This window comes from Roseibium aggregatum, assembly GCF_014692675.1.
GTDB classification, from domain to species: Bacteria; Pseudomonadota; Alphaproteobacteria; order Rhizobiales; family Stappiaceae; genus Roseibium; species Roseibium aggregatum_C.
Window position 1 is genome coordinate 155,037 of the sequence record NZ_JABFCZ010000008.1, and the last position, 26,713, is coordinate 181,749.

Sequence of the window (26,713 nt, forward strand, 5' to 3'; positions counted from 1 at the left end):
CAGTTCCGGGGACCAGTTTTGGGCATCACTTGGTCGATATGACTGAGAGTACGGATTCCCCGAACCGATTATCTCAATGATATCAATAACTTATGGAAGAGTTGGCTGGGGAACCTGGATTCGAACCAGGACTAACGGAGTCAGAGTCCGCGGGTCTACCGTTAACCTATTCCCCAACTGGAGCGCCAAAGAGACGGTATTCGTCGAGGCGCTCTATGGCGGTTTCGACCCGTGCGGGCCAAGGCGCCAACGTTGTGTAGGCAGCGTATATATCCAACTTGGGGCATGATGCAACAGGGCAGATGCATTTTTCAAGTGTCCGGTCTCACCGTCACGTTGGGCCGGGAGCCGGATGCCCCTTAATTAAAATCTGACGCTTTTCGCCGCACAGACAACCTGTTACAGTTTCACCAACGAAAGATATGCATGAGGCGGGGCGCTTGCGCCCGGGCTTCGTGCCGAAAGGCTGAAACGTGACACAGTCAGGTCAGGAACCGCCCGATACCGGGCGTGGTGCCCCTGATGCGTCCGGAATCGACAGCGCCGTCAAGGCGCAAACGCGGTCCAAACGCCGGCGACGCAGGCGGCGTAGCGGCAAGATGCACGGCGCGGCGGAAAACGGGGCAAAACGTCCCGCTCCGCCAGCAGCGGCATCCACCGGCGGACAGGCGGACTCCGGCTTCGCATCGGCACTTCAGGCAGAGACCGGGGCTGCAAACGGTGGTTTGCAGGCGAGGGCGGAGGTGTCCGCTGACGGACGGAATTCGCCCGACAGTCCCCCGAGCGCGAAGGGGCAGAAGGCGAAACGGCGGCGCAACCGCAAACGCGGGGGCAAGAACGGCGGCGCGGGCCGGGAGCTGCCTGAGAAATTCGCGGCTAAGGAGATCGCCACTGATCGCAAGCCCGGCAATTCGGAAGCTCCGCAGGCCCCCACGGAGAACGGCGCTTATTTGCGGCCGTCCGGGCCCGGACGGCGGAGGCCGGTCCATGGAAAGGGCCAGCCGGACGGGCGCGGTCGAGGGCCGAGGCCGGGGCCTGCGAATCGAAGCCGCGGTCCGGTTGCCCGCCAGGAGAACCGCAAGCTCTACGCGGCGCTGGACCTTGGTACCAACAATTGCCGTCTGTTGATCGCACGGCCCGAGGAGCGCGGATTCCGGGTCGTCGACGCCTATTCGCGCATCGTCCGGCTCGGCGAGGGCGTCGGCGCCCACAGGCGCCTTAGCGACGCGGCGATGGACCGGGCGATCGATGCCCTTGCCAATTGTCACCGCAAGCTTGCCGAACGGGGTGTGGAGCGGTCGCGGCTGATTGCGACCGAAGCCTGCCGGGCCGCGGAAAACGGGGCCGAGTTCATCTCGCGGGTCCAGGCGGAAACCGGGCTTGCCCTTGAAATCGTCAATCGGGAGACCGAAGCCCGGCTTGCCGTGGCCGGGTGCGTTTCGCTGGTCGATCAGGAGGCGGAAGGGGTCATCCTGTTCGACATCGGCGGCGGGTCTTCGGAAATCGTCTGGCTGGACCTGCGCAACCGCTGCGGTGCGCGCGGCTACGCCCTGACCCGGTTTATCCGCTCCTGGATTTCTCTGCCCGTCGGCGTCGTCAATCTCGCCGAACGTCACGGCGGCGTGCATGTCACGCCGGATATCTTCGAGGCCATGGTGGCCGATGCGGCCGGGCACCTGGCCGCTTTCAGCCTCGGCGAGGAACTGACGGCGGCGATCGCGTCCGGCCGGGTTCACATGCTCGGCACGTCCGGAACGGTAACGACGCTTGCCGGTGTCCATTTCGGGCTGAAGCGCTATGACCGCAGGAGGGTCGACGGGGCCTGGCTGGAGAACACCCAGGTCGGCGCCATGATTGATCGTCTGCGCGACATGCCCTACGAAGAGCGCGTCGAGAACCCTTGTATTGGCGCGGATCGTGCCGATCTAGTGCTTGCCGGCTGCGCCATCCTGGAGGCGATCCGCCGCCGCTGGAGCTGTTCCCGGCTGCGTGTCGCCGACCGGGGCCTGCGCGAAGGCATTCTGACAGAACTGATGGCCGCCGATGGTGTGTGGTCGAGAAGAAAAACGAACGGCCGGCAAACGGGCCGTCAAAGAGGCAAATCATGAGCCGATCAAAACGGGGATCCGGAGACCGGGGCCTGAGTGTGCGTGTGAAAACCGCCGCCGGCCGGCGCGAATCCTCCACCCGCTGGCTGCAGCGGCAGTTGAACGATCCGTATGTACGCCGGGCCAAGGCCGACGGCTACCGCTCGCGCGCGGCCTACAAGCTGATCGAGATCGACGACCAGCACCGGATTCTCAAGCCCGGCTACCGGGTCGTCGACCTGGGCGCGGCTCCCGGCGGCTGGTGCCAGGTCGCGGTCGAACGGGTGCAGTCGAGCGTGGACGCGCCGAAGGTGGTCGGTATCGATTATCTCGACATGGACCATGTCCGCGGCGCAGTTTTCCTGAAAAAGGATTTTCTGGACGAAGATGCGCCGGACGCCCTCTTGGAAGCGCTCGGCGGCCACAAGCCGGATGTCGTTCTTTCCGATATGGCGGCGCCCACGACCGGTCACCGCCAGACGGATCACTTGCGCACGACCCATCTCTTCGAGATCGCCATCGATTTTGCGCGCCGCAATCTGGTGCCGGGCGGCTCATTCCTCGCGAAGGTCTTCCGCGGCGGCACGGAAAACGCGCTCCTTGCCGACCTGAAGCGGGAGTTCAAGAGCGTTGCCCATATCAAGCCGCCGGCGAGCCGCAAGGAGAGCCCTGAGCTCTATGTGATCGCCAAGGGCTTTCGCGGTATGAGCGAGGACGACGACCGCTAGGGTTCAGGGTGCGGCAAACTTGCAGCCGGTTTCGCGGGGCAGGGGCTTTTCTTCCTGTCACCTGCATGTTATTGACCCGCGCCAACTTCTCCGGCAAAGCCGAAGCGAATCGTCAGATGCAGGAACACCACCATTCCTGCGTCGCAAATGCTCATTAACTCATGCCCACTAGCTCAGGGGGAATTGGCAATGGCCTCATTCTTTGTCCCGTCGACCGGAATGGAAGCGCTCACCTTCGATGATGTACTGCTGATCCCCGGGCATTCGGAAGTCATGCCGGGTCAGACGGAAATCCGCTCCAGGGTCACGAAGGACCTCGTTCTCAATCTGCCGATCATCTCGTCCGCAATGGATACGGTCACCGAAGGCCGGCTTGCCATTGCCATGGCCCAGGCCGGCGGGATCGGCGTCATCCACCGCAATCTGTCACTCGACCAGCAGGCCGAAGAGGTCCGCAAGGTGAAGAAGTTCGAATCCGGCATGGTGGTCAATCCGCTGGTGATCGGTCCGGACGCAACCCTGCAGGATGCCCTCGACCTGATGGAACGCTTCGGGATCTCCGGCGTGCCGGTTGTGGAAAACGGCGGGCAGGGCGGCCAGCACACCGGCAGGCTGGTCGGGATCCTCACCAACCGCGACGTGCGCTTCGCCTCGAACCCGGGTCAGAAGGTCTATGAACTGATGACCCGGGAGAACCTGGTCACCGTTTCCGACGGCGTCACCCAGGAAGAGGCCAAGCGCCTCTTGCACCAGCACCGGATCGAGAAGCTGCTGGTGGTCGACGGCGACAACAACTGCATCGGCCTCATCACCGTCAAGGACATGGAAAAGGCCAAGCTCAACCCGAACGCGTCGAAGGACGACCAGGGCCGGTTGCGCGTGGCAGCCGCGACCAGCGTCGGCACGGAAGGCATGGAGCGGGCGGAACGTCTTGTCGATGCCGGCGTCGACATGGTGGTCGTCGATACCGCGCATGGCCATTCCGCGCGTGTTCTGGAAATGGTGTCCAAGGTCAAGACCCTGTCGAATTCGGTTCAGGTGCTGGCCGGCAACGTGGCGACGGCGGAAGGCACCAAGGCCCTGATCGATTCCGGCGCGGACGCGGTCAAGGTCGGTATCGGCCCGGGCTCGATCTGCACCACGCGCATCGTGGCCGGCGTCGGTGTTCCCCAGCTCACGGCCATCCTGGAATCTGTGGAAGAAGCCAACAAGCACGACATTCCGGTCGTCGCCGACGGCGGGATCAAATATTCCGGTGACCTTGCCAAGGCAATTGCCGCCGGTGCATCCTCCGTCATGGTCGGGTCCCTGCTTGCCGGAACCGAGGAAAGCCCCGGAGAAGTTTATCTCCACCAGGGGCGTTCCTATAAATCCTACCGGGGCATGGGGTCGGTCGGCGCCATGGCGCGCGGTTCTGCGGACCGCTACTTCCAGGCGGAAGTGCGCGATACGCTCAAGCTCGTGCCGGAAGGAATCGAGGGGCAGGTGCCCTACAAGGGGCCGTTGTCGAGCGTGCTGCATCAGCTGGCAGGCGGTCTGCGCGCGGCAATGGGATATGTGGGCGGCAAGACGATTGAGGAGTTCCAGGAAAAGGCGCGGTTCGTGCGCATTTCCGGAGCCGGACTTCGCGAGAGCCATGCGCATGATGTGACCATCACGCGCGAAAGCCCCAACTATCCCTCGAATGTGTAATACCGTTTCGGTGCCATCGATCTGATTGCGGATGGCTTTCTGGAGTTTTTCATGAAGGATGGCGGACGCCTATCTGCGGCAATTGAGGTTCTCGAAGAAGTCGAGACCCGCCATCGCCCGGTTCAAAATGCCCTGAAGGACTGGGGAAACGCGCACCGGTTTGCCGGTTCCGGCGACCGGACGGTCATCGGCAACCTGGTTTTCGACGCCCTGCGCCACAAGGCAAGCCTTGCCTGGCGGGTGGGCTCGGAAAGCCCGCGTCTGCTGGTGTTGGCAACCTATGCGCTGACGTGGCAAAACGGCCTGGAACGGCTGGAAACCGTCCTTTCCGAGGATCAGCATGCCCCGGAAGCCATGAGCGACGCGGAGCGGACAAGCCTTGCCGGCGAGCCCAAGCAGGAACCGGACGGGGCAGCCGCTGCCGATGTCCCTGACTGGCTCTGGCCGCAGTTCCAGCAGGTTTTCGGCGAGAACGCGATCGCGGAAGGGCAGGCACTCGCCAGCCGTGCGCCGATCGACCTTCGGGTCAACACGCTGAAATCCGACCGTGAAAAGCTTCTGAAACGCCTTGCGCATTCGGGCGCCGTCGCCTGTCCGCTGTCGCCTGTCGGCATGCGGATTGCGCCGAAGCCGGGAGCGGCGCGCATGCCCCATGTGCAGGCTGAAGAAGGCTATCGCAAGGGCTGGTTCGAGCTGCAGGACGAGGCGAGCCAGCTGGTTTCGCTGCTGGCCGGTCCGGAGCCGGGAATGCAGGTGCTGGATTTTTGCGCCGGTGGTGGCGGCAAGACGTTGGCGTTGGCGGCGCAGATGGAAAACCGCGGCCAGATCTACGCCTATGACGCCGACCGGCTGCGTCTGGCGCCGATCCATGAACGGCTTCAGCGGGCAGGCGCCCGCAATGTCCAGGTCCGGGATCCGAAAAATGCCGGGCTGGAAGCTCTTGCCGGGGAAATGGATCTGGTCTTTGTCGATGCGCCCTGCACCGGAACGGGCGTCTGGCGCAGACGGCCGGATTCCAAATGGCGCCTGTCGGAAAAGGCATTGGCGGATCGCATCGAGGATCAGCGCAAGGTCCTTGCGAACGCGTCCCAATACGTCAAGCCGGGCGGGCGGATCGCCTATGTGACCTGCTCATTGTTGCCCGGAGAAAATGCCGATCAGGTCACCTGGTTTCTGGCGCAGAACACAGGCTTCACTCCCGTATCGGCCCTGGAAACCTGGCGTACCCGTCTGCCGGGTGTCGCCGAGCCGGCCTATGCCAATGACAGGGGCGACATCATGCTGACCCCTGCAACGACGCAGACGGACGGGTTTTTCCTGGCGTTGCTGGAAAAGACCGGCTGAAGCAGCCTAGTCCGCCGAGTTCTCTGCATCCGGTTCGAGAGCGGCTGTTTCGGTAGTTGCCTGTCCGGATACGGCCTTTCCGCTGCGCTCTCGCGCTTCGATCTTCGCACACAGCGAGGAGATCCGGCTCTCGACGTCCGGTTCCAGTCGGCGCTTTTGTGCGATCGCGGTCAGGACGGCCTTGGCATCCTTGGGGTGCCCGAGGGCGGCAAGCGCGGACCCCAGTGCATTGCCGGCCTCCTTGCCGGTCGGGTGTTTAACATGGGCCTGCCAGGCATGCAGAAGGGCGGCCGTGTAATCTTCCAGCTTGCGGCTCGCGATGCTGAGGCGCGTGAGCACTTCAGCGTCCCCCGGTTTCAGGCTCAGCGCCTTGAGGAGCACATCCCTTGCGGTGGCAAAATCACCGGCCGCCAGATGCGCCCCGGCGACAATGCGGTATGTGTCGGCGTTGCCGGGTTGAAGGGCCAGGGCTTCTTCACCGAGCGTGATCGCCTCGGGGAAGCGCCGTGCCCGGATCAGGACTTCGGCAAGACCGGTGAGCGCCGGGACGTAAGCCGGATCGAGTTGAATGGCCTTCCGGAAGGCTGCTATGGCTGCGGATGGCTGCGGATCGCGGGCGCGGCTTTGGGCGTAGAGTGTCTGGGCAGGGGCGCTGTTTGGTAGGAGGTCGACGAGACGTTGCGCGGGAGCGAGGGCTTCCTGCGCCTTGTCCTGCTGCAAACGGACGGTCGCCAGGCCGTAAAGCGCATTGTGATTGTCTGGCGCGCCCTCCAGGACCTCCTGGAAATTGATTTCCGCGTTGTCCAGATCGCCGAGCAGGAGCTGGCAGTTTCCCAGGTTGGCCCGGGCGGCCGAGTGGGCCGGTTCGGCAAAGACGATTCGCCTGAGCTGGGAGACCGCTTCTTCCAGCATGCCGGCGCGCAACAGGGCCGTTGCGGTCCGGTAGGCGATCTCCACATCGTCGGGCGCTAGATCGAGCGCCTCGAGATAGGCGGCGAGGGCGGCCTCGCCATCTCCGGCACGTTCCAGGGACAATGCATGTTCAAAGGCACGCCTGGCCGAAGATGTCATGAAATTGTCCTTACATTTTGCGCAAACCGGTGGTTCGGCGCCACTGATGATATCAAGCCTAGGAGCGCAATCGGAAACCGTCAAAAGCGAATCGCACGTTATCAAACGGCTTCTTGGTGCTTGGCGGTGATCCTGGCCAATGGATTGGGAGGGATTAGGGCGAAGGGTCGCATCTACGGCGTCTTCCCCGATATTTTCAGCGAAAATGCGGGAAGCCGTTGTTATTGGTGGTTCAATTTCCAATCGGAACGCATTAGAAGCTTGCCATGACCCAGCATGACCGTCTCCTGATCATCGATTTCGGCTCACAAGTCACCCAGCTAATCGCCCGGCGCCTGCGCGAGCTGAAAGTCTACTGCGAAATTCACCCCTATCAGAACGTCACCGATGCCTTTCTGGCCGAGTTCTCGCCCAGGGCGGTGATTTTCTCCGGGGGGCCTTGCTCCGTCTTCGATGAAGGGGCGCCCATGCCGCCCAGATCCGTGTTCGATCTGGGTGTTCCGATCCTGGGGATCTGTTACGGCCAGCAAGCCATGATGCAGATGCTCGGCGGCAAGGTCGAGCGCGGGCACAAGACGGCGGAATTCGGCCGGGCCTATGTGGTTCCCAAGGACGGCAAGCTGGATCTCCTGAACGGCTGGTTCGAGGACGAGCGCGAACAGGTCTGGATGAGCCACGGCGATCACGTCAGCGAGATCGCTCCGGGTTTCGAAGTCTACGGCACTTCTCCGAACGCGCCCTTCGCGATTACGGCCGATCCGTCGCGCCACTTTTATGCCGTCCAGTTCCATCCGGAAGTACACCACACGCCGAACGGCCGGAAGCTCTATGAGAACTTTATCAGGATCGCGGGCTTCACCGGCGACTGGACCATGGGCGCCTATCGCGAGGATGCCATTGCCAAGATCCGCGAGCAGGTCGGCGACAAGAGGGTCATCTGCGGTCTGTCCGGCGGCGTGGACAGCTCGGTGGCGGCGGTCCTGATCCACGAGGCGATCGGCGACCAGCTGACCTGCGTCTTCGTCGACCACGGCCTTCTGCGCCTGAACGAAGCCGATGAAGTGGTCAGCATGTTCCGGGATCACTACAACATCCCGCTCATTCATGCGGATGAGAGCAAGCTGTTCCTCGGCGAGCTTGAAGGCCAGTCCGATCCGGAAACCAAGCGCAAGATCATCGGCCGGCTGTTCATCGACGTCTTCCAGAAGCACGCCAACGAAATCGAAGGCGCGGAATTCCTGGCCCAGGGCACGCTCTATCCGGATGTGATCGAAAGCGTCAGCTTCTCCGGCGGCCCGTCGGTGACGATCAAGTCCCACCACAACGTGGGCGGCCTGCCGGAAAAGATGGGCCTGAAACTGGTCGAGCCCTTGCGCGAACTGTTCAAGGACGAGGTGAGGGCCCTTGGCCGCGAACTCGGCCTGCCGGAAAAATTCATCGGCCGGCATCCCTTCCCGGGGCCGGGGCTTGCCATCCGCTGCCCGGGCGAGATTACCCGAGACAAGCTGGACATCCTGCGCCAGGCCGATGCGGTCTATATCGACCAGATCCGCAAGCACGGTCTCTATGACGAGATCTGGCAGGCCTTCGTTGCCATCCTGCCGGTGCGCACCGTCGGCGTCATGGGCGACGGACGGACCTATGACTATGCCTGCGCCTTGCGCGCGGTGACCAGCGTAGACGGCATGACGGCGGATTACTATCCCTTCAGCCATGATTTCCTGGGCGAAACGGCCACACGGATCATCAACGAGGTGAAGGGTATCAACCGGGTCACCTATGACATCACGTCGAAACCACCGGGAACGATCGAGTGGGAATAAGACGTGACAGAAGCCTTCCGGGTTCCGGATGCCTTCAAATCGAACCGGTCACAAAGGTGGATGAATTTTGTCCATCTGCCATCGGCCTTGGTGCCGGCCGGGGATGGAAAGGTCCGCTTGTTTCGACACATAAGCAAAGGGTAGCGAAATGAGTCGATTGCTGTTGCTTGGCGATATTTATGTCCAACAACTGAATGGTGTCAGCGTTCGGTACCAGTTCAGTGAGATCCCCGAAGACAGGGAACTGGATATCGACGTCCTTTGTGTCGGCGGTGTTACCCCGCAGGGCGCCGTCAATCCGAACGCAAGTTTCGACGGCATGGATATCTTCAAGGAAAAGCTGATGGACCTTGAAGAGGGAAAGTACGACTACGTGGGATTGATGCTGGGCGAAGTCGACTGCGGTTTCGTGTTCTGGTACCACGCGGAAAAAAGCAACGTCTCGATTTTCGAGCAGCTCGACCGCTCATTGAAGAATTACGAGAAATTCATAACGACCTACATCCTGCCCAAATACCATCCGGAACAGGTCTGTATTTTCGGCAGTGTTCTGCCGACCATTCCCGATGACACCGAGAAAAAGTATTTGAAGGGCGCACGCGCGGAAGTGAATGCGACCCAATACCAAAGGACGGCACTGACCCTGGTCTACAATGGGCGGTTGCAGAGCCTGGCCCGGAAACTGGGCGTCTATTACATCGATATCACGGTGGAAACGATGGATTTTGGCAGGGGCCTGTTAAGCGAGGCTTTTGCAAACCCCGATCCGGCGAACCATCTTCTCGATGAAGGCCGGGCTGCCCCCTTGCTGGCAGACCGTATCGTCAATGACTGGGTCAGCAGGGAAGATTTCAGGAACAACTTCTGAGCATTCGCCTGTATCCGAAGGCGCATTGATCAGCGGGTAATTGTTGGAAGGCCGAGAGCATGGCTGACAGGGATCTTGCGGAAGACTTGACCGGCTGGCGTGAACCAGACGCGCCGACGGATCTTCGTCTTGCCGGTCGCCATGTCGCGCTCACGCCGATGACTTCGGCAGAACATGCCGAGCCGCTTTTCAATGCGTTCCGGACCGATAGGGAAGGCCGGATTTGGGACTATCTGCCTTACGGGCCCTTCGACACTCTGGACGGCTTCAAGGACTGGGTGAAAAACTTCGAAGGGAAGAAGGATCCTTACTTCTTCGCCATCGAACGCCTCGACCGGAACCTGGTCTGCGGCGTCGCCAGTTTCCTGCGCATCAGCCCGAAGGACGGGTCCATCGAGGTCGGCCACATCAATTTTTCCCCGCTGTTGCAAAAGACGGTGGCGGCCACCGAAGCCATGTACCTGATGATGAAATGGGCCTTCGAGGCCGGCTATCGCCGCTACGAATGGAAATGCAATGCGCTCAACGCCGGCTCGCGGCGGGCGGCCCAAAGGCTCGGGCTGTCCTATGAGGGTATTTTCCGGCATGCGACCGTCGTGAAGGGACGCAATCGGGATACAGCCTGGTTTGCCGCCATCGACAAGGAGTGGCCAGCCCTTTCCAGGGCGTTCGAAGCCTATCTGAGCCCGGATAATTTCGGCGCCGACGGAAAGCAGAAGGTCCCGCTTTCCAGTCTCACCGAGCCGCTGCTCCATATCAAGGATCCGGTGCTCGCCGGATAACCTGGTCCGGCTATTCGCCCGGTGCAGCTTCGATGGACTTGGCGGCATCGATCTCCCGGTGCAGCCGCTCTTCCTCTTCGACCTTGGGCGTAACAAAGCGCCCGAGCAGCAGGTAGGCGACAGGCGTCAGGAACAGGGTCGACAGGGTCGCCAGGCCAAGACCTCCGACAATGACCCATCCAAGCGCGATACGGGCTTCAGCCCCGGCGCCGACCGCCAGGATCAGCGGCACACCGCCGACGATGGTGCAGATCATCGTCATCATCACCGGTCTGAGGCGGACATTGGCGGCATTCTCGATTGCTTCGCGCACCCCCTGGCCCCGGTCCCGCAGCTGATTGGCGAATTCCACGATCAGGATACCGTTCTTGGCCATGATGCCCACCAGCAGGACAAGTCCGATCTGGCTGTAGACATTGAGGGTGGTGCCGGTCAGGAGCATGGCGAAGACCGCGCAGGCGAGGCCGAGAGGCACGGTCGCCATGATGATCAGCGCGCTGACGAAACTCTCGAACTGGGCGGCGAGCACCAGCAGGATGATGACGATCGCAAAGCCGAAGGTGCGGGCCATGCTCGACGACTGCTCGCCAAGCGTGGCCGTTTCGGCCAATGGAATGATGCGCGATCCGGGCGGCAGAAGCGGTTCCGCGATTTCCTGGGCCACCTGATAGGCTTCCCCGAGCGCGAAATCGGGAGCCAGGCCGGAGGTAATCCCCACCGCGCGCATCTGCTGTTCCCGGGAGAGCGACGGCGGAACGGCCTTTTCGACAAGGCTAGCGATTGTCGAAACCGGAACGAAACGCCCGTCACCCGTCTTGATGAAGATGTTTTCCAGGTCCGTCGGATCGTTGATCGGGTTGGTCGTGGAAACGAATTTCACATCGAAGGCCCGGTCGTCGATGAACACCTGGCCGATCTTGCGTCCGTCCAGCATGGCCTGCATGGCGGTGCCCAGGCCGTTGATGTCGATGCCGAGATCCGATGCGCGTTCCCGGTCGATGGAGACCGAAAGCTGCGGCTGGGTTGCCTCGGTCGTCAGCCGTGCCTGCCGGAACCGCGGATCCTTTTCCATCTCGGCCACGACACGACTGGCCGTTTCGCCCAGCTCCGCATAATTGCTGCCGGCGATGGCAAACTGCAATCCGGAGCCGGCGCCGCGAATGCCGAGACTGTTGGGCTGGAAGACAAAGGCCCTGACGCCCGGGACCTTTCGCACCAGGGCGTTGATATCCGAAACGATCTGCTGCTGCGACCGGATGCGCTGGTCCCAAGGCGCAAGGCGCAGCACCATGAAGCCCTGATTGGAGGAGCCGCGCCAGCCGGCAACGGAAAACGTGCTGGAAACTTCGCCCGCGTCCCGGAACGGCTGCAGGAGCCCTTCGATGGTCTGGATCTGATTGGAAAGATAATCGAGGCTGACGCCCTGCGGTGCGGAAATCCTCAGGAATGCCAGCGACCGGTCTTCAGGCGGCGTCAACTCCGACTTGAGCATGGGGAACATCAGTCCGGCGGCGGCCGCAAAAAGGATCGACACCGCGACCACGACCAGGGGCGCGTTGAGGCAGGCGCGCAGGCAACGCCTGTAAAGGGCAGAAAGGACGCGGCCGAGGCCCCCGGTCAGCCCGCCGTGTCCGGAATGATCGGACCCGGACTTGAGGATCCTCGACGCCAGCATCGGGCACAGCGATAGGGCCACGATGGACGACAGGAAAACCGCGATGGCCAGAACGAAGCCGAATTCTCGGAACAGTCCGCCGGTCTGCCCGGGAAGGAAGGACAGCGGTACGAAAACCGCAATGAGGGTTGCCGTCGTGGCAATCACCGCGAAAAACACCTCGTCGGTGCCGAGCACCGCGGCCGCCCGCGGGCCGATGCCTTCATTGCGCCGGCGGACGATGTTTTCCAGAACCACGATCGCATCGTCAACGACAAGGCCGGTCGCCAGAACCAGCGCAAGAAGCGTCAGGATGTTGACCGAAAAGCCGGCGAGATAGATCGCCGCGAGTGTGCCGATCAGCGCCACGGGCATCGAGACACCCGGTATGAGCGTGGCCCGCCAGTCCCACAGGAACAGGTAAATGATCAGGAGCACGACGCTGACGGAGATGATCAGCGCGATTTCCACCTCGTGGATCGAGCCGTTGATGAAGGTCGCATCATCGCTCGTCACTTCGATCGTCATGCCTTCGGGAAGGTTCTCCTGGATACGGGCCGCCGCGGCGCGAACGCCTTCGGAGATTTCCAGCGTGTTCGACTGGGCCGCGCGGACGATACCCATGCCGATCCCGGACTTGCCGTTGGCCCTGAGCTGCGATTGGCCGAGATCCGGCCCGAGCGTGACGGTTGCGAAGTCGCCGAGCCGGGCGCGGCGATTGATGATCATGCGCTCGAAAGCATCCGGTGTGTTGACCGACGCGGTGGCGCGGACGATCAGGTCCTGGTCGCGGCTGGTCAGCGATCCGGCGGGTGTGTCGAAGGCCATGGACGACAGCGCCTTGGCAACATCGGCAATGGTGAGATTGAGGCTCGCCATCTTGGCCTGGTCGATGTCGATGCGGAAAATCTTCTCCCGGTCGCCATAAACCTGGACATCGGCGACACCGGGAACGGCGGCGAGCGCATCGGAAATTTCGTCCTCGACCAGCACGGTCATGTCCTCGACCGACGTCCGGTCCGAGGTCAGCCCGAGACGCACGACAGGAGAAGCGTTGGCGTCGGCCTTGATGATCCGGGACGGATCGGCATCTTCCGGAATGTCATTGGCGACGCGGCCGAGGGCGTCGCGCATGTCCGATGCCGCCGTATCCAGGTTGACGTCATCGGAAAATTCGACCGTAACCCGGCTGTCTCCGTAGGAGGAGGTGGAAGAGATCGACTTGACACCCGAGACGCGCGACACGGCGCCCTCGATCACGCCGGTCAGTTCCCGGTCGACCGTCTCGGCCGCCGCGGACGGATACGTGGTCCGCACGGTGATGACCGGCCGGTCGACATCCGGCAGTTCGCGGATCTCCACGCCGAAGAAGGCGGCAAGGCCGGCCACCACGATCAGCATGTTGATGACGAAGGCAAACACCGGGCGCCGTACGAAAAGCGCGGTCAAACCGAGTTCGGGTCTGCGGCCGATATTCATGTCATAGCCTCCCCACCATCACGAGCCCCAATCATCACGAACCTTGCGCGGCCGTCGCCGGTTCCGCAGAAGGGGGCGGAGAGGGGGCTTTCTCCTGATTGGCGACGTTCAGCTCGGCTCCCTGTCGAACGAGGTGAAGGCCTTCGGTGACGACTTCGTCCTCGGTGGTCAGCTCGGCATCGACGAGGACGCTGTCGGTATTGCGCTCGACGATCTGCACGGGCACGCGTGCGGCCTTTCCGTCACGGACCGCCCAGACGTAGGCGCCGTCGGATCCCCACTGCACCGCAAGCGGACTGACGGCCGGATACTGGTCTCCGGGAAAGCGCATCGCGACCAGGAAGGACATGCCGGCTCTCAGCCGGTCGGCCTCGTTCGGCAGGCTCGCCTGCACCTGAAGCGTGCGGCTGGCGGAATCGACATGGTTGTCGATGGCGCTGACCTTGCCTTCGAAGGTCTCGCCGGGGCGGGCGACCGACGTGGCCGTCAGTGGCATGTCGACGGCCACGGCCGACGCATAGCGTTCCGGTATCCAGAAATCGACGAGGATCTCCGAGCGGTCGTCGACCATGGCGAGGACGGTCTGGGAGGTGACGTAATTGCCGGCGGTAATCGGCAGGATGCCGACGATGCCGGCGATCGGGGATTCGATGGAGCGTCGGGACAGGGCCAGCTTCGCTTCGCGCAACTGGAGGCGGGCGTTGTCGACGACAAGCTCGGCATCGGTCACCTGTACGGCCGTGACGGTGTTCGTTTTCTGCAGTGCCTTCATCCGTTGAAGGCGGGCTTCGGCGTCGCGAACGGCCAGGGCGGCCCGTTCCGCAGCGATTTCCTCAGCGTCGGAATCGAGTTTGGCCAGCACCTGACCCCGTGTCACGGTCGCTCCCGATTTTACGAGAATATCCGTAAGCCGGCCGGTCGCGTAAGGGCTGACTTCCACCGAGCGGGCAGCGCGGCCGGTGCCGATCGCCGAAAGCCGGTCGTTGATGGTCAGTTCGACGACCGGGGCGGTCGCGACAACACCCTGCGGTCCGCCGCGCCCCTTTCTCTTTTCCCCGGGTCCGGCCCGTTTCACCTTGGCCGTCTCAAACGGCAGCCAGTCGACGCCCCAGCGGTCGAGCCGGTCACCGGCGCCTGGATAGAACCGGGCCCATAGTCCGGCCGCAACAACGCTTACAATCAGGATAAGCGCCAATTGTCTCCAGGCTGCCATTCACTTCCCCGTCCGGCGTGAAACATTCGTGCCGCGAATACATTTCGGCGGCACAGAATATATGATCCGAAATAGCGCGAACTGCACGCGGAAAATCAATCAATTAAATGTAACGAAATGTCCGCGATCGCAGCCGGTCGGGGCATTATTTTGCGCAACTGACGCAAAGCGCGGCTGCCGGGTCGATTTCCAGCCGTTTTTCGGGAATTTCCTCGCCGCAGTCCAGGCAGTAGCCATAGTCGCCTTCCTCGAGACGTTTCAGCGCCGCCTCGATCCGGACAAGATCGGTCCTGCGCTGACGTTCGGAGGCCTGCGCCATCGCCTGTCCCTGCAGCGCGTCCATACGCGAAAGCCGCCCGACCGACTGCTGGTCGAGTTCGACGGTCGCGCGGGCGTCTTCCGACATCTCGCTGAGCTGTTCCAGTTCCTGTTTCAGAGTCAGCAGGCGGCTTCGGGCGGTTTTTTCGTCAAAAGGCATAAGTTGGCTATCCCCGGTAATCCATCCTAACCGTTCGGCGACGGCCTTGAAAGGCGGTCACATGCCAGTTTAGCTGTCACTGATGGGCGGCGGGGCGTCGCGCTGCTCCCGTTCCGCCTTCAGCATTTCCTGGTGATGTTCCCTGGCCTGGACTTCGATGAACAGACGGGTCACGGAGGGATTCTGCTTCTTGATTGCGATTTCCAGGGCGTAGATCGTGTCTTCCACGGTGCCGACGTTGACGCTGTCCTCGAAATCCAGCGAAAGCGCCAGCAGAATGTCCTGAGGCCCCCGGTGCAGGGTGCGGATTTCATTCAGGGAATGGACGGCGGGAGCCGCCGCGACGATCGACTTGATCGAGTTGACGATTTCGGGAGACGCGCCTTCGCCGATCAAGAGCCCCTTGGTCTCATAGGCAAGCAGGGCTGCCGTCCCGGCCAGGATCAGGCCGATGCCGATGGAGGCTGCACCGTCGAGCCAGGGCATGTTCAGGAATTGCGCACCGAGCAGGCCGATGAAGGCTACGACCAGTCCGAGCATGGCAGCCGTATCCTCGAACAGCACCGTGAAAACGGTGGGATCCTTGGATTCGTGCATGGCCGCGGCGAAACTTTTCGATCCGCGGGCCTGGTTGAATTCCTTGTAGGCGATCAGCCAGGCGCCGCCCTCGAAGATCATCGCGAGGGCGAGCACGATATAGGCCACATAAGGGTCGCTGACCGGATGGGGATGGATTACCTTCTGAATGCCTTCGTAGATCGAAACCCCTGCGCCGACCGCGAAAATCAGGATCGCCACCACGAAAGACCAGAAGTAGAGTTCCGCGCCATAGCCGAAGGGGTGCCGCTTGTCCGCCGGCTGCTTGGACTTCCGGATCCCGTAGAGCAACAGGCCCTGGTTGCCGGTATCGACCAGGGAGTGGATGCCTTCCGAAAGCATCGCCGACGAGCCGGTATAGGCAGCCGCCGCGAATTTCGTCACCGCAATGAGCGTGTTGCCGGCCAGAGCGGCATAAATCACTTTTTTCGAGCCATGTCCGGCCATCAATTTGTCTCCGTATGCGTCCGATAGGCCGGTAAGGCTGTACCGATGACGACGTCGTGAACCCGGTTCCCGTCCCGTTCCCGGTAAAAAAGCATGGCATCAGTTTCAAGACGAAGAAGGGGAAAGGCAATGCGTCAGTTCATTCGAGCGGGTCTTTTGGCATTGGTTGCTGCTTTTTGGGCCACATCATCCCGAGCCGGTGAAGTCAGTGTCGTCAAGGTCGAAGCCAACCGCAGCGCAGATGGAACCTGGCGTTTCGACGTCACCTTGCACCATGCGGACGAGGGATGGGACCACTATGCCAATTTGTGGCGGATCGAGACACCTGACGGGAAAATCCTCGCAGAGAGGGTGCTGGCTCATCCCCATGTAAATGAACAGCCTTTCACCCGCTCGTTGAGCGGGGTCCGCATTCCGGATACGCTTGACCAGGTGGTCGTCCGGGCGCGCGATTCCGTTCATGGTTTCGGCCTGCGGGTGATCTTTCCGCTGCCTGAATGAGTGATGGATATCGTGGGTGTCGGAACCGGTTCGGAAAAAAGTTTCCGTTTCTGAGTTAAATCAATGCGCTATCAAAGTTTCAAAAATATGAAACTATCTCTTGCGTGAACAAGGCCGTGCGATTATGTGGACCGAACGGCATAAGCGATCAGGAGTTGGCATGCGAAATGGCGATTGTAAACCGGCCGGGGAGCGCCGGTTTCTGGGGAGTTTGATTTGGCTCGGAGCCTTGCTCGTCCTTGCGGTGGCTGGAATGAACAGCCTGGCACAGGCTGAGGAATACCAGGTCAAGACCCGGACCGTGACCGACACCAAGACCGTTTACGGAACCGTTCAGGCTGCCGTCGACGTTCCCGCACGTGCGCGCATTTCAGGGACCCTGCAGGATCTTTCCGTCGACGACGGCAGTTCCGTCAAGAAGGGCGAGCAGATTGCGCAGATCGTCGATGAAAAGCTGAACCTGCAACGCCTGGCCCTGGACGCCAAGATCGCCGCGTCCAAATCGAACGTCGACAATTACCAGCTCGAATACGATCGCGCGCAGAAACTCTACGAACGCGGCACGATCGCCAAGTCCCGGATCGACCAGCTCGAAACCCAGCTTATCGTCGCACAGAACACGCTGAAGGCCGCGGAGGCCGAAAAGGCGGTCCTCGAACAGCAGATGACGGAGGGCAAGGTCCTCGCGCCGTCTTCGGGACGGGTGCTTGACGTACCGGTGACCGCCGGTTCCTTCGTCATGGGCGGCGAAGTGATCGCGACCATTGCTCAGGAAGGCTTTCTGCTGCGGATCGAGGTGCCGGAACGCCACGCCCGCTCCATGAAGGTCGGAGACGAAGTGCTGCTTGGCGCGGAACTCGTGAAAGAGGGGCAAGCGGCTGAAGCAGGGCATATCGTCAAGGTCTATCCGAAGATCAGTCAGGGCAGGGTGGTTGCCGATGCTGAGGTGCCCGGGCTTGGCGATTTCTTCGTCGGCGAGCGCATTCAGGTCCGCATTGCGGTCGGGGAGCGCCAGGCCATCTTCATTCCGCTGGAATACATCTCGACGCGCTTCGGGCTCGATTTCGTCAAACTCGCCGCTGACAACGGCGATACGCTCGAAATCGTTGTGGAACTGGGCGAGCATCAGACCGTTGACGGAAAGCCCTATGTTGAAGTCTTGAGCGGCCTGAAAGACGGCGACAGGCTGGTGCACCCATGAAGCTCGGTCTTTCTGGTGTTCTGACCAAGGCGTTCATCACCTCGCCGCTGACGCCGCTTCTGCTGTTTGCCGCGCTTGTGCTCGGGACGATCTCTCTGATCACCCTGCCGCGCGAAGAAGAACCGCAGATTTCCGTGCCCATGGTCGACATCATGGTGGAGGCCAACGGCCTCAAGGCGCCGGACGCGGTGAAGCTGGTGACCGAGCCACTCGAAACCATCGTCAAGGCGATCAACGGCGTGGAACATGTCTACAGCCAGACGGTCGACGATCGGGTGATGGTGACTGCGCGGTTTTTTGTCGGGACGGATTCCGACGACGCGATCCTGCGGGTGCACGAAAAGATCAAGGCCAATATGGACCGGATCCCGGCAGGGATCCCGGAACCGCTCGTCGTCGGCCGGGGCGTGGATGATGTGGCGATCGTCGTTGCCACCCTGACACCGTCGCCGGAAGCCGCCAGCCGCTGGAACGACAAGAACCTCCATACGCTTGCCGATGAGGTGCGTATCGAGCTTTCCAGGCTCGACGATGTCGGTCTGACCTATCTGGTCGGCGGAAACACTGAAATGGTGCGCGTCGAACCGGATCCGGAAAAACTGTCGCTCTATGGCGTGACGCTCGATCAGCTGGTCGGAAAGGTCCAGGCCGCAAACCGGTCGTTCATCGCCGGCGCCGTTCGCGACCAGGGCAAGAACCTGCCGGTCGTGGCCGGTCAGACATTGACCGGAATACCCGATATCGGCCTTCTGCTGCTGACGACCCGTGACGGACGTCCCGTCTATGTGAAGGATGTTGCGAAAACCGTCATCGGCGCCCGGCAATCGGAAGAACGGGTCTGGCATCTGCAGCGCCGGAACGACAATCAGGTGACCCAGCTTCCGGCCGTTGAAGTCGCCATTGCCAAGCGGGCTGGGGCCAATGCGGTGGTCATCTCCGAACAGGTCGTCGATCATCTGGAAGACCTGAAGGGCCGTCTGATTCCGGAGGACATCGAGGTTCACATCACCCGGAACTACGGCGAAACGGCCAATGAAAAGGCCAATGAGCTGCTGTTCCACCTCGGACTGGCAACCCTGTCCATCGTGATCCTGGTGGCGGTCGCGATCGGCTGGCGCGACGGGATCGTCGTTCTGGTCGTGATCCCGACCACGATCCTGCTGACGCTGTTTGCCGCCCAGATGATGGGCTACACCATCAACCGGGTCAGCCTGTTCGCGCTCATATTCGCGATCGGTATCCTGGTCGATGACGCGATCGTCGTGATTGAAAACATCGCCCGCCACTGGGGCATGAAGGATGACCGCACCAGGATCCAGGCAGCCATCGAGGCGGTCGCGGAAGTCGGCAATCCAACCGTGGTGGCAACCCTGACCGTCGTTGCCGCCCTGCTGCCGATGATGTTCGTCTCCGGCCTGATGGGCCCCTACATGAGCCCGATCCCGGCGGTCGCCTCCGCTGCCATGCTGTTTTCGTTCTTCGTCGCAGTGGTCCTGACCCCGTGGCTCATGCTGAAGACGTCGGGCAAGGCGTCCATGCATGGAAACCCTCACGGAGAGGCAAGCGATGGCGGGCCCTTGGGGCGGATCTATCGCGCCGTTGCGACGCCGATCCTGCGCACCAAGGCAGGGGCCTGGGTCTTCCTGCTGCTGGTCGGGGCTGCGACGCTCGCCTCCATGGCGCTGATCTACACCAAGGACGTGACGGTCAAGCTGCTGCCTTTCGACAACAAGTCTGAAATCCAGGTGGTCGCCGATTTCCCGGAAGGAACGGTTCTGGAAGAAACGGATCGTGTCCTGACGGAAATCGGGGGCAGCCTTTTCGATATTCCCGAAATCACCTCGATTCAAAGCCATGCCGGGACCGCGGCCCCGTTCAACTTCAACGGTCTGGTTCGCCATTATTTCCTGCGGGCGAGCCAGGAACAGGGCGACCTCCAGGTCAATCTGCTGCCCAAGGGCGAACGCGACCGGACAAGCCACGACATCGCACTGGAACTGCGCGAGCGGTTAAAGGCGATCAAGGTGCCTGAAGGGACGTCGCTCAAGGTGGTGGAAGTCCCGCCCGGACCGCCGGTGCTGGCGACCCTGCTGGCCGAAGTCTATGGCCCGACGCCGGAAGTCCGTCGGGCGGTTGCCGCGAAGCTGGAACAGATCTTCAAGGAGGTCCCGTTCATCGTCGATGTCGACAATAGCTACGGCCAGCCGACCGAACGGGTCCGGATCTCCATCGATCAGGACAATCTGGAATACCACGGTGTATCGGAAGCTGATGTCTATAACACCATCCAGAGCCTGCTCGGGACGACCGTCGTGGGCTATTCCCATCGCGGCGACGGCCGTCGGCCGGTGGAAATCGCGCTGGCGCTGCCCAAGGGCGAACGGGTGCTGTCCGAACGTCTGCTGTCCACACCGGTTCCGGCCAATGCCCTGCCGGGCAACCGGACCGTCGTCGAACTGGGCGACGTCGTCCATCTGTCGCGCGAACCGTCGTCCTACCTGATGTTCCGGCATAACGCGCGTCCGGTGGTCATGGTCATGGCGGATCTCGCCGGTGAATTCGAGGCGCCTGTCTATGGCATGCTCGCGGTACAGGACAAGATCGATGCGACCGATTGGGGAAATCTGCCAAAACCGCAGGTCATTCTGCACGGCCAGCCAATCAGCGATGCCACGACAGCCGTTCTGTGGGACGGGGAGTGGGAAATCACCTGGGTGACCTTCCGCGACATGGGAGCCGCCTTCATGGTCGCTTTGCTCGGGATCTATTTCCTGGTGGTGGCGCAGTTCCGCTCGTTCCAGCTGCCGCTGGTGATCCTGACGCCGGTACCGCTTACCCTGATCGGCATCATGATCGGCCATTGGCTGTTCCATGCGCCATTCTCGGCAACGTCGATGATCGGCTTTATCGCGCTCGCCGGCATTATCGTGCGCAACTCGATCCTGCTGGTGGATTTCATCCGCCATGCGCGGTCCGAGGACCGGGCCTTGAAGGATGTGCTTCTGGAGGCCGGCTCGATCCGCTTCAAGCCGATCCTTCTGACCGCGCTCGCCGCCATGATCGGTGCGGCGGTGATCCTGGCCGATCCGATCTTCCAGGGGCTTGCGATCTCGCTGCTCTTCGGGCTTGCGTCCTCGACGCTTCTGACCGTGCTCGTGATCCCGGCGATCTATGTCGTGCTGCGCGACGACGGCAAGCCGGTCACGAAGCGCTAATTTAGCACAGGCGGCGTTTACGGCTTCATGAACGCCAGGACGCCGTCTGCGATGAACTGAACGGAAAGGGCCGCCAGAAGCACGCCGAGCAATCGGGTAATGACCAGTTGCGCCGTATCGCCCAGAAGCCGTTCGATCCTGTCGGCCAGCAGGAAGGAGAACAGGCAACTGGCGAGAATAACGACGATTACGCCGGCCAGCCCGATATAGGTCAGGGTGTCGGGGGCTTGCCCGGTCAAAAGGATGATCGCGCTGATAGCCGCAGGCCCGGCGATAAGCGGGATGGCCAGCGGGAAAATGGCCACTTCGTGAAAGTCGGCGGGCGGATGATGTTCGACGGCTTTCTCCGCCGTCTCCGCTTTTCGCTGTTGCCTTTTGCCGAAGACCATTTCTATGGCGATCAGAAACAGCAGGATGCCGCCGGAGACCCGGAAGGCGGATACGGAAATACCCAGCACGGTGAGCACCGATTGTCCCGCTACGAAAAAGACCAGGAGAATGAGGGCCGCCGTGACCGTTGCCCGGATGGCGACGCGCTTGCGATCGGCGGCCGAAAGCCCAGCCGTAACGGCCAGAAACATCGGTGCCAGACCGACCGGATCAATGGTCACGAATAGCGTGGCGAAGGCATTGATGAAGTAATCGGTCATAGGGTGTTCCGGGCCATTTTGAACGGTGAATTTCGGCTGCTTTTTGCGTAATTCTTGCGCGTCTGAAGGGGTGTTGCAGCAATCTATTTTTTGGCCTGTGAATTGTCGGTGTAACTATATGAAAATAAAGGATATTTAGTTGGCGTGTTCAGTGCCTGGAATTTGGCCGCCTATTTGGAATCGTATATAAACGGCAAAGCAATAACAACGACTAAGAGTTCCATCCTTGGCAGACCAGGATAATACCACACCTTCCGGCGCGAGCCCGTCGGACATCAAGCCGATCTCAATCGTCGATGAAATGAAGAGCAGCTATCTCGATTACGCCATGAGCGTGATCGTCAGCCGTGCTCTGCCCGATGTCCGCGACGGCCTCAAGCCCGTTCACCGCCGCATCCTGTTCTCCATGCACGAGAATGGCTACGAGTGGAACAAGCCCTACCGCAAGTCGGCCCGCGTGGTCGGCGACGTCATGGGTAAATACCACCCGCACGGCGACAGCGCGATCTACGATGCGCTAGTGCGTATGGCGCAGAACTTCTCCCTGCGCCTGCCGCTGATCGACGGGCAGGGCAACTTCGGTTCCGTCGACGGCGATCCGGCTGCGGCCATGCGCTATACCGAGTGCCGCCTGCAGAAGGTCGCTCACAAGCTGCTGGACGATATCGACAAGGATACGGTCTATTTCCAGGAGAACTACGACAACTCCGAAAGCGAACCGGTCGTCCTTCCGGCGAAGTTCCCGAACCTCCTGGTCAACGGCGCCGGCGGTATCGCCGTCGGCATGGCGACGAACATTCCCCCGCACAATCTGGGCGAAGTCATCGATGCCGCGATCGCGATCATGGAAAATCCGGCGCTGACGCTGGAAGAGCTGATGCAGATCGTGCCGGGTCCGGACTTCCCGACCGGAGCCATGATCCTGGGCCGCTCCGGCATTCGTTCCGCCTATGAGACCGGCCGTGGGTCCGTCGTCATGCGCGCCAAGGTCGAGGTCGAAGAAGTCCGCAAGGACCGCTGGGCGCTGGTCGTCAACGAGATCCCGTATCAGGTGAACAAGGCCTCGATGATCGAGAAGATCGCCGAACTGGTGCGCGACAAGCGGATCGAGGGCATCTCCGATATCCGGGACGAGAGTGACCGCTCCGGCATGCGCGTCGTGATCGAGTTAAAGCGCGATGCGGTCGCCGATGTGGTCCTCAACCAGCTCTACCGCTTCTCCCAGCTGCAGACCTCCTTCGGCTGCAACATGGTGGCGCTCAACGGTGGCAAGCCGGAGTTGATGATCCTTTCGGATATGCTCAAGGCATTTGTGAGCTTCCGCGAAGAAGTCATTGGCCGAAGGACACGTTTCCTTCTGAAGAAGGCGCGTGATCGGGCCCATATTTTGGTCGGTCTGGGCATTGCCGTGGCCAATATCGACGAGGTCATCAAGCTGATCCGCAGCGCGCCGGATCCGGCGACCGCCCGGCGCCAGCTGATGGAACGCAACTGGCCGGCACAGGACGTGGAAGCGTTGATCCGTCTGATCGACGATCCGCGGCACATGGTGCAGGAAGACGGCACCTACAAGCTCTCCGAAGAGCAGGCCCGGGCCATCCTCGATCTGCGTCTGCAGCGTCTGACCGCCATGGGCCGTGACGAAATCGAGGACGAGTTGAACAAGATCGGCGCCGAGATCGCCGATTACCTCGACATCCTGCGCTCGCGCGCCCGGATCCAGCAAATCGTCCGCGATGAAATGCTGGAGATCAAGGAGGAATTCGCAACGCCGCGGCGGACCGAAATCACCGAAGGCGGCGCGGATTTCGACGACGAGGACCTGATCCAGCGCGAAGACATGGTCGTCACCGTGTCTCACGAGGGCTACATCAAGCGCGTGCCGCTGGCCACCTACCGGGCGCAGCGCCGCGGCGGCAAGGGCCGTTCGGGCATGTCGACCAAGGACGAGGATTTCGTAACCCGCCTGTTCGTCGCCAACACCCATACTCCGGTTCTGTTCTTCTCCTCACGCGGCATTGCCTACAAGATGAAGGTCTGGCGTCTGCCGCTCGGCGGTCCGACCTCGCGCGGCAAGGCGCTGGTCAACATGCTGCCTCTGGAGCAGGGCGAACAGATTTCCTCCATCATGCCCCTGCCGGAGGATGAGGACAGCTGGGCAAATCTCGACGTCATGTTCGCAACCGTCCGCGGCACGGTCCGGCGCAACAAGCTTTCCGATTTCGTCCAGATCAACCGCAACGGCAAGATCGCGATGAAGCTGGAAGAGGGCGACGGTATCGTCGGCGTGGAGACCTGTTCCGAACATGCCGATGTCATGCTGACGACGGCTTCGGGCCAGTGCATCCGCTTCCCCGTGACCGATGTCCGTGTTTTCGCCGGCCGAAATTCCGTCGGCGTGCGCGGTATCCGGCTCGGCGACGAGGATCGCGTCATTTCCATGCAGATCCTGCACCACATCGATGTGACCGCGGAAGAACGTGCCGCCTATCTGAAGATGTCGCGCGCATTGCGCGGCGAGACCGAGGAAAGCGGTAACGGCCACGATGAGGAGGAAGATGTCGTCGCCGGGGAGCTCAACCAGGAACGCTATGCGGAAATGGGCGCTGCCGAGCAGATCATTCTGACCATCTCCGAAAACGGCTACGGCAAGCGGACATCGTCGTTCGAATACCGGGTGACCGGCCGCGGCGGCAAGGGCATCACGGCCATGGCCGTCAATGCGCGCAACGGTGATTTGACCGCATCCTTCCCGGTCGAGGAGACCGATCAGATCATGCTGGTGACCAATGGCGGCCAGTTGATCCGGTGTCCGGTCGACGGCATTCGTATCGCCGGCCGCGCCACCCAGGGCGTGACGGTCTTCAAGACGGCAGAGGGCGAAAAGGTCGTTGCCGTCGAGCGGATCAGCGAAGTCGACGAGGAAGAGGACGTCGATCTGGAAAATGGCGAGAACGGATCTGACGCCGGGGAGGCTCCGCCGGAAGCCCCGGAAGGCGACGCCGAATAAACTCCGCCTGAATCAGGAAACAAAAACAGCGGCCAGGCATTGCCTTGGCCGCTGTTTTTTGAAGGGGAGCGGTCAGGTTTGGTCAGTTTGTCCTGGGGAACCGGGCCAGGATCGTTTCATTGACGGTCTGCGAGGGCTGTTCGACCGTGACAAATCCGACATTGCGGACCGCGGAACCACCCGACAGTGCGGCGGCGCAGTCTGCGCTCCAGGCGCCCCAGGCCTGACCCTGGCAGGATGCCGGCAGGTTGGTCTTCGTGCGGTCGGACTTGGTGGCTTCCAGGCCCTGGACCATGCCCATGTCGGCGGCCCGGGCAGGTGTGAAGGACTCGGCCGGCTGCAGCGTGACGAAACCGGCAATCAGAACCGCCAGCAACGCCAGGGCCAGGATGCCGGCGATCTGCGTCGCGCCGGCCGGGTGAGCGGCGGTCTTGTTCGACTGAAAGACATCCTTGCCGAATTTCTGCAAGAACAAGTCCGTGGTGGCTTTCTGATAAGTGGACATGTGCGTTACTCCCTGCGCGTCTGTTGTCCATCCCTATGCGAACCACTATGAGCGGGATCGGCTTCTTGAGCCGTGACGCCTGTCACACTTTTAAAGGTTTTGTCTTTAAAACCGCTGAATCCTCATCGGCAGTTCTTACAGATCCTGTTCACCCGGGTCGTTTCAGGAGGCAACCGGCCCCGGAACGCTTGCTGGGACGCTTGTAGGTTCGGCGTTGGCAGAGTATGGAAGGTCCCATGATACGCATAGCGCTCTATCCCGGGTCCTTCGATCCGGTCACCAACGGTCATATGGACATCCTGCGTCAGGCACTTGCGCTTGCCGACAAGGTGATCGTGGCCATTGGCATTCACCCCGGCAAGGCGCCCCTTTTCAGCTTCGATGAACGGGTGGAGATGATCCATACCTGCGCGCAGGAGGCTTTCGGAGCCGAAGAAGCTGCCCGGATCGAGGTCAAGTCCTTCTCCAATCTGGTGATCGACTTTGCGCGTGAAAACGGCGCCCGCTACCTGGTGCGCGGCCTGCGTGACGGCACGGATCTTGACTATGAAATGCAGATGGCCGGGATGAACGGCACGCTTGCGCCTGAAATCAACACCGTGTTCCTGCCGGCGTCTCCGGATGTCCGCCATATCACGGCCACGCTTGTGCGTCAGATCGCAAAGATGGGCGGTGACACCTCGGCATTCGTCCCGAGAAGCGTTGCGCAACCCTTGAAGCTCAGAACCAGCTGACAGTCAGTTTGAAAACAGTTCATGGCTGACGCCTGACAACCCGATCGGAGTACCCAGTGTCACGATTTCTTACCATCTTTGCGGTGATCGCTTCGATCCTGCTTGTTCCCGCATTTGCCGGAGCGTCTGATCTCGATCCGGAAAACACGCTTTACCTCGACCTGAAGGACGGACGGGTCGTCATCCGCCTGCGCCCGGATCTGGCACCGAAGCATGTGGAACGCATCAAGCAGCTGACCCGAGACGGTTTTTACGATGGCATCATCTTTCATCGCGTGATCGACGGCTTCATGGCCCAGACCGGCGATCCGACCGGCACCGGTACCGGTGGGTCGGACCTTCCCGATCTGAAGGCGGAGTTCTCCGATGCCCCGTTCAAGCGTGGCGTTCTCGGCATGGCGCGGACATCCGATCCGGACAGCGCCAATTCCCAGTTTTTCATCATGTATGCCGACGGCGACTGGCTGAACGGCCAGTACACGGTCTGGGGCGAGGTGGTCGATGGCATGAAATACGTTGACATGATCGCAAAGGGTCAGCCGCCCGCACATCCCGACAAGATCATCAAGATGCAGGTGGCCGCCGACGCCGGCTGATCTGCGTACATAATCGATTGGAAATAACGGAGAAAAAG

At 61.5% G+C, this 26,713-nt stretch carries 20 protein-coding genes and 1 tRNA gene; 13 read left to right on the top strand and 8 right to left on the bottom strand.

Annotated elements, in window-relative coordinates; all coding sequences use genetic code 11:
• Positions 1-102 precede the first annotated feature (102 nt).
• A tRNA-Gln gene (locus HK439_RS08795) sits at positions 103-176 on the bottom strand.
• 297 nt (positions 177-473) lie between these two features.
• Here HK439_RS08795 and HK439_RS08800 point away from each other — a divergent pair.
• The 4 genes from HK439_RS08800 (at position 474) to HK439_RS08815 (ending at position 5,851) form a co-directional block, all read left to right on the top strand.
• The gene (locus HK439_RS08800) at positions 474-2,108 is read left to right on the top strand and encodes a Ppx/GppA phosphatase family protein (protein ID WP_419247581.1); all 1,635 of its coding nucleotides are present in this window, start codon (positions 474-476) and stop codon (positions 2,106-2,108) included.
• Positions 2,105-2,815 carry an RlmE family RNA methyltransferase gene (locus tag HK439_RS08805; protein WP_190291029.1) on the top strand — a complete coding sequence of 237 codons (711 nt, stop codon included), beginning with the start codon at positions 2,105-2,107 and terminating at the stop codon, positions 2,813-2,815. Before HK439_RS08800 ends, HK439_RS08805 begins: the two co-directional genes overlap by 4 nt.
• Positions 2,816-3,004: 189 nt before the next feature.
• Complete coding sequence (gene guaB, locus HK439_RS08810) at positions 3,005-4,507, top strand: IMP dehydrogenase (RefSeq protein ID WP_190291030.1); 1,503 nt, start codon at positions 3,005-3,007, stop codon at positions 4,505-4,507.
• Between the two features lie 51 nt (positions 4,508-4,558).
• Positions 4,559-5,851, top strand: a complete 1,293-nt coding sequence (locus tag HK439_RS08815) for an RsmB/NOP family class I SAM-dependent RNA methyltransferase (RefSeq protein WP_190291031.1) — start codon at positions 4,559-4,561, stop codon at positions 5,849-5,851.
• A 6-nt stretch (positions 5,852-5,857) separates the two neighbouring features.
• Here the strand turns inward: HK439_RS08815 and HK439_RS08820 are convergent, their stop codons facing one another.
• Complete coding sequence (locus HK439_RS08820; protein ID WP_190291032.1) at positions 5,858-6,922, bottom strand: tetratricopeptide repeat protein; 1,065 nt, start codon at positions 6,920-6,922, stop codon at positions 5,858-5,860.
• Between the two features lie 266 nt (positions 6,923-7,188).
• On the opposite strand from HK439_RS08820, the gene guaA reads away from it, so the two are divergent.
• The 3 genes from guaA (at position 7,189) to HK439_RS08835 (ending at position 10,395) form a co-directional block, all read left to right on the top strand.
• Complete coding sequence (guaA, locus tag HK439_RS08825) at positions 7,189-8,745, top strand: glutamine-hydrolyzing GMP synthase (protein ID WP_190291033.1); 1,557 nt, start codon at positions 7,189-7,191, stop codon at positions 8,743-8,745.
• A 148-nt stretch (positions 8,746-8,893) separates the two neighbouring features.
• Positions 8,894-9,613 (top strand): hypothetical protein, encoded by a 720-nt coding sequence (locus tag HK439_RS08830; RefSeq protein ID WP_190291034.1) that lies wholly within the window; start codon positions 8,894-8,896, stop codon positions 9,611-9,613.
• A gap of 59 nt (positions 9,614-9,672) precedes the next feature.
• Positions 9,673-10,395 carry a GNAT family N-acetyltransferase gene (locus HK439_RS08835; RefSeq protein ID WP_190291035.1) on the top strand — a complete coding sequence of 241 codons (723 nt, stop codon included), beginning with the start codon at positions 9,673-9,675 and terminating at the stop codon, positions 10,393-10,395.
• A 10-nt stretch (positions 10,396-10,405) separates the two neighbouring features.
• Here the strand turns inward: HK439_RS08835 and HK439_RS08840 are convergent, their stop codons facing one another.
• From HK439_RS08840 to HK439_RS08855, 4 genes are all read right to left on the bottom strand, one after another.
• Positions 10,406-13,528 (bottom strand): efflux RND transporter permease subunit, encoded by a 3,123-nt coding sequence (locus HK439_RS08840; protein ID WP_190291036.1) that lies wholly within the window; start codon positions 13,526-13,528, stop codon positions 10,406-10,408.
• Between the two features lie 34 nt (positions 13,529-13,562).
• Positions 13,563-14,741 carry an efflux RND transporter periplasmic adaptor subunit gene (locus HK439_RS08845; protein WP_190291037.1) on the bottom strand — a complete coding sequence of 393 codons (1,179 nt, stop codon included), beginning with the start codon at positions 14,739-14,741 and terminating at the stop codon, positions 13,563-13,565.
• A 145-nt stretch (positions 14,742-14,886) separates the two neighbouring features.
• Positions 14,887-15,219 (bottom strand): TraR/DksA family transcriptional regulator, encoded by a 333-nt coding sequence (locus tag HK439_RS08850; RefSeq protein ID WP_190291038.1) that lies wholly within the window; start codon positions 15,217-15,219, stop codon positions 14,887-14,889.
• A 69-nt stretch (positions 15,220-15,288) separates the two neighbouring features.
• On the bottom strand, positions 15,289-16,263 hold the full coding sequence (locus HK439_RS08855; RefSeq protein WP_190291039.1) for a cation diffusion facilitator family transporter: 975 nt from the start codon (positions 16,261-16,263) through the stop codon (positions 15,289-15,291).
• Positions 16,264-16,392: 129 nt separating this feature from the next.
• On the opposite strand from HK439_RS08855, the gene HK439_RS08860 reads away from it, so the two are divergent.
• The 3 genes from HK439_RS08860 (at position 16,393) to HK439_RS08870 (ending at position 21,180) form a co-directional block, all read left to right on the top strand.
• Positions 16,393-16,764, top strand: coding sequence for a hypothetical protein (locus tag HK439_RS08860; RefSeq protein ID WP_190291040.1), 372 nt, complete (start codon positions 16,393-16,395; stop codon positions 16,762-16,764).
• Positions 16,765-17,017: 253 nt separating this feature from the next.
• The gene (locus HK439_RS08865) at positions 17,018-17,965 is read left to right on the top strand and encodes an efflux RND transporter periplasmic adaptor subunit (protein WP_190291041.1); all 948 of its coding nucleotides are present in this window, start codon (positions 17,018-17,020) and stop codon (positions 17,963-17,965) included.
• Positions 17,962-21,180, top strand: coding sequence for an efflux RND transporter permease subunit (locus tag HK439_RS08870; RefSeq protein WP_190291042.1), 3,219 nt, complete (start codon positions 17,962-17,964; stop codon positions 21,178-21,180). The genes HK439_RS08865 and HK439_RS08870 overlap by 4 nt, the downstream gene beginning before the upstream one ends.
• A gap of 17 nt (positions 21,181-21,197) precedes the next feature.
• Here the strand turns inward: HK439_RS08870 and HK439_RS08875 are convergent, their stop codons facing one another.
• The gene (locus HK439_RS08875) at positions 21,198-21,830 is read right to left on the bottom strand and encodes a MarC family protein (protein ID WP_190291043.1); all 633 of its coding nucleotides are present in this window, start codon (positions 21,828-21,830) and stop codon (positions 21,198-21,200) included.
• Between the two features lie 301 nt (positions 21,831-22,131).
• On the opposite strand from HK439_RS08875, the gene gyrA reads away from it, so the two are divergent.
• Positions 22,132-24,840, top strand: coding sequence for a DNA gyrase subunit A (gene gyrA, locus HK439_RS08880; RefSeq protein WP_209011667.1), 2,709 nt, complete (start codon positions 22,132-22,134; stop codon positions 24,838-24,840).
• Positions 24,841-24,922: 82 nt separating this feature from the next.
• Here the strand turns inward: gyrA and HK439_RS08885 are convergent, their stop codons facing one another.
• Positions 24,923-25,345, bottom strand: a complete 423-nt coding sequence (locus HK439_RS08885; RefSeq protein ID WP_190291045.1) for a phosphopantetheine adenylyltransferase — start codon at positions 25,343-25,345, stop codon at positions 24,923-24,925.
• Between the two features lie 239 nt (positions 25,346-25,584).
• On the opposite strand from HK439_RS08885, the gene coaD reads away from it, so the two are divergent.
• Positions 25,585-26,079, top strand: coding sequence for a pantetheine-phosphate adenylyltransferase (coaD, locus tag HK439_RS08890; protein ID WP_190291084.1), 495 nt, complete (start codon positions 25,585-25,587; stop codon positions 26,077-26,079).
• A gap of 56 nt (positions 26,080-26,135) precedes the next feature.
• Positions 26,136-26,675 (top strand): peptidylprolyl isomerase, encoded by a 540-nt coding sequence (locus HK439_RS08895; RefSeq protein ID WP_190291046.1) that lies wholly within the window; start codon positions 26,136-26,138, stop codon positions 26,673-26,675.
• Positions 26,676-26,713: the final 38 nt, after the last annotated feature.

Bases quoted from the DNA above. Each gene is read 5' to 3' on its own strand.
- HK439_RS08805 (WP_190291029.1), top strand. From the start codon at position 2,105: ATGAGCCGATCAAAACGGGGATCCGGAGACCGGGGCCTGAGTGTGCGT.
- guaB (WP_190291030.1), top strand. From the start codon at position 3,005: ATGGCCTCATTCTTTGTCCCGTCGACCGGAATGGAAGCGCTCACCTTC.
- HK439_RS08815 (WP_190291031.1), top strand. From the start codon at position 4,559: ATGAAGGATGGCGGACGCCTATCTGCGGCAATTGAGGTTCTCGAAGAA.
- HK439_RS08820 (WP_190291032.1), bottom strand. From the start codon at position 6,922: ATGACATCTTCGGCCAGGCGTGCCTTTGAACATGCATTGTCCCTGGAA.
- guaA (WP_190291033.1), top strand. From the start codon at position 7,189: ATGACCCAGCATGACCGTCTCCTGATCATCGATTTCGGCTCACAAGTC.
- HK439_RS08830 (WP_190291034.1), top strand. From the start codon at position 8,894: ATGAGTCGATTGCTGTTGCTTGGCGATATTTATGTCCAACAACTGAAT.
- HK439_RS08835 (WP_190291035.1), top strand. From the start codon at position 9,673: ATGGCTGACAGGGATCTTGCGGAAGACTTGACCGGCTGGCGTGAACCA.
- HK439_RS08840 (WP_190291036.1), bottom strand. From the start codon at position 13,528: ATGAATATCGGCCGCAGACCCGAACTCGGTTTGACCGCGCTTTTCGTA.
- HK439_RS08845 (WP_190291037.1), bottom strand. From the start codon at position 14,741: ATGGCAGCCTGGAGACAATTGGCGCTTATCCTGATTGTAAGCGTTGTT.
- HK439_RS08850 (WP_190291038.1), bottom strand. From the start codon at position 15,219: ATGCCTTTTGACGAAAAAACCGCCCGAAGCCGCCTGCTGACTCTGAAA.
- HK439_RS08855 (WP_190291039.1), bottom strand. From the start codon at position 16,263: ATGGCCGGACATGGCTCGAAAAAAGTGATTTATGCCGCTCTGGCCGGC.
- HK439_RS08860 (WP_190291040.1), top strand. From the start codon at position 16,393: ATGCGTCAGTTCATTCGAGCGGGTCTTTTGGCATTGGTTGCTGCTTTT.
- HK439_RS08865 (WP_190291041.1), top strand. From the start codon at position 17,018: ATGAACAGCCTGGCACAGGCTGAGGAATACCAGGTCAAGACCCGGACC.
- HK439_RS08870 (WP_190291042.1), top strand. From the start codon at position 17,962: ATGAAGCTCGGTCTTTCTGGTGTTCTGACCAAGGCGTTCATCACCTCG.
- HK439_RS08875 (WP_190291043.1), bottom strand. From the start codon at position 21,830: ATGACCGATTACTTCATCAATGCCTTCGCCACGCTATTCGTGACCATT.
- gyrA (WP_209011667.1), top strand. From the start codon at position 22,132: ATGAAGAGCAGCTATCTCGATTACGCCATGAGCGTGATCGTCAGCCGT.
- HK439_RS08885 (WP_190291045.1), bottom strand. From the start codon at position 25,345: ATGTCCACTTATCAGAAAGCCACCACGGACTTGTTCTTGCAGAAATTC.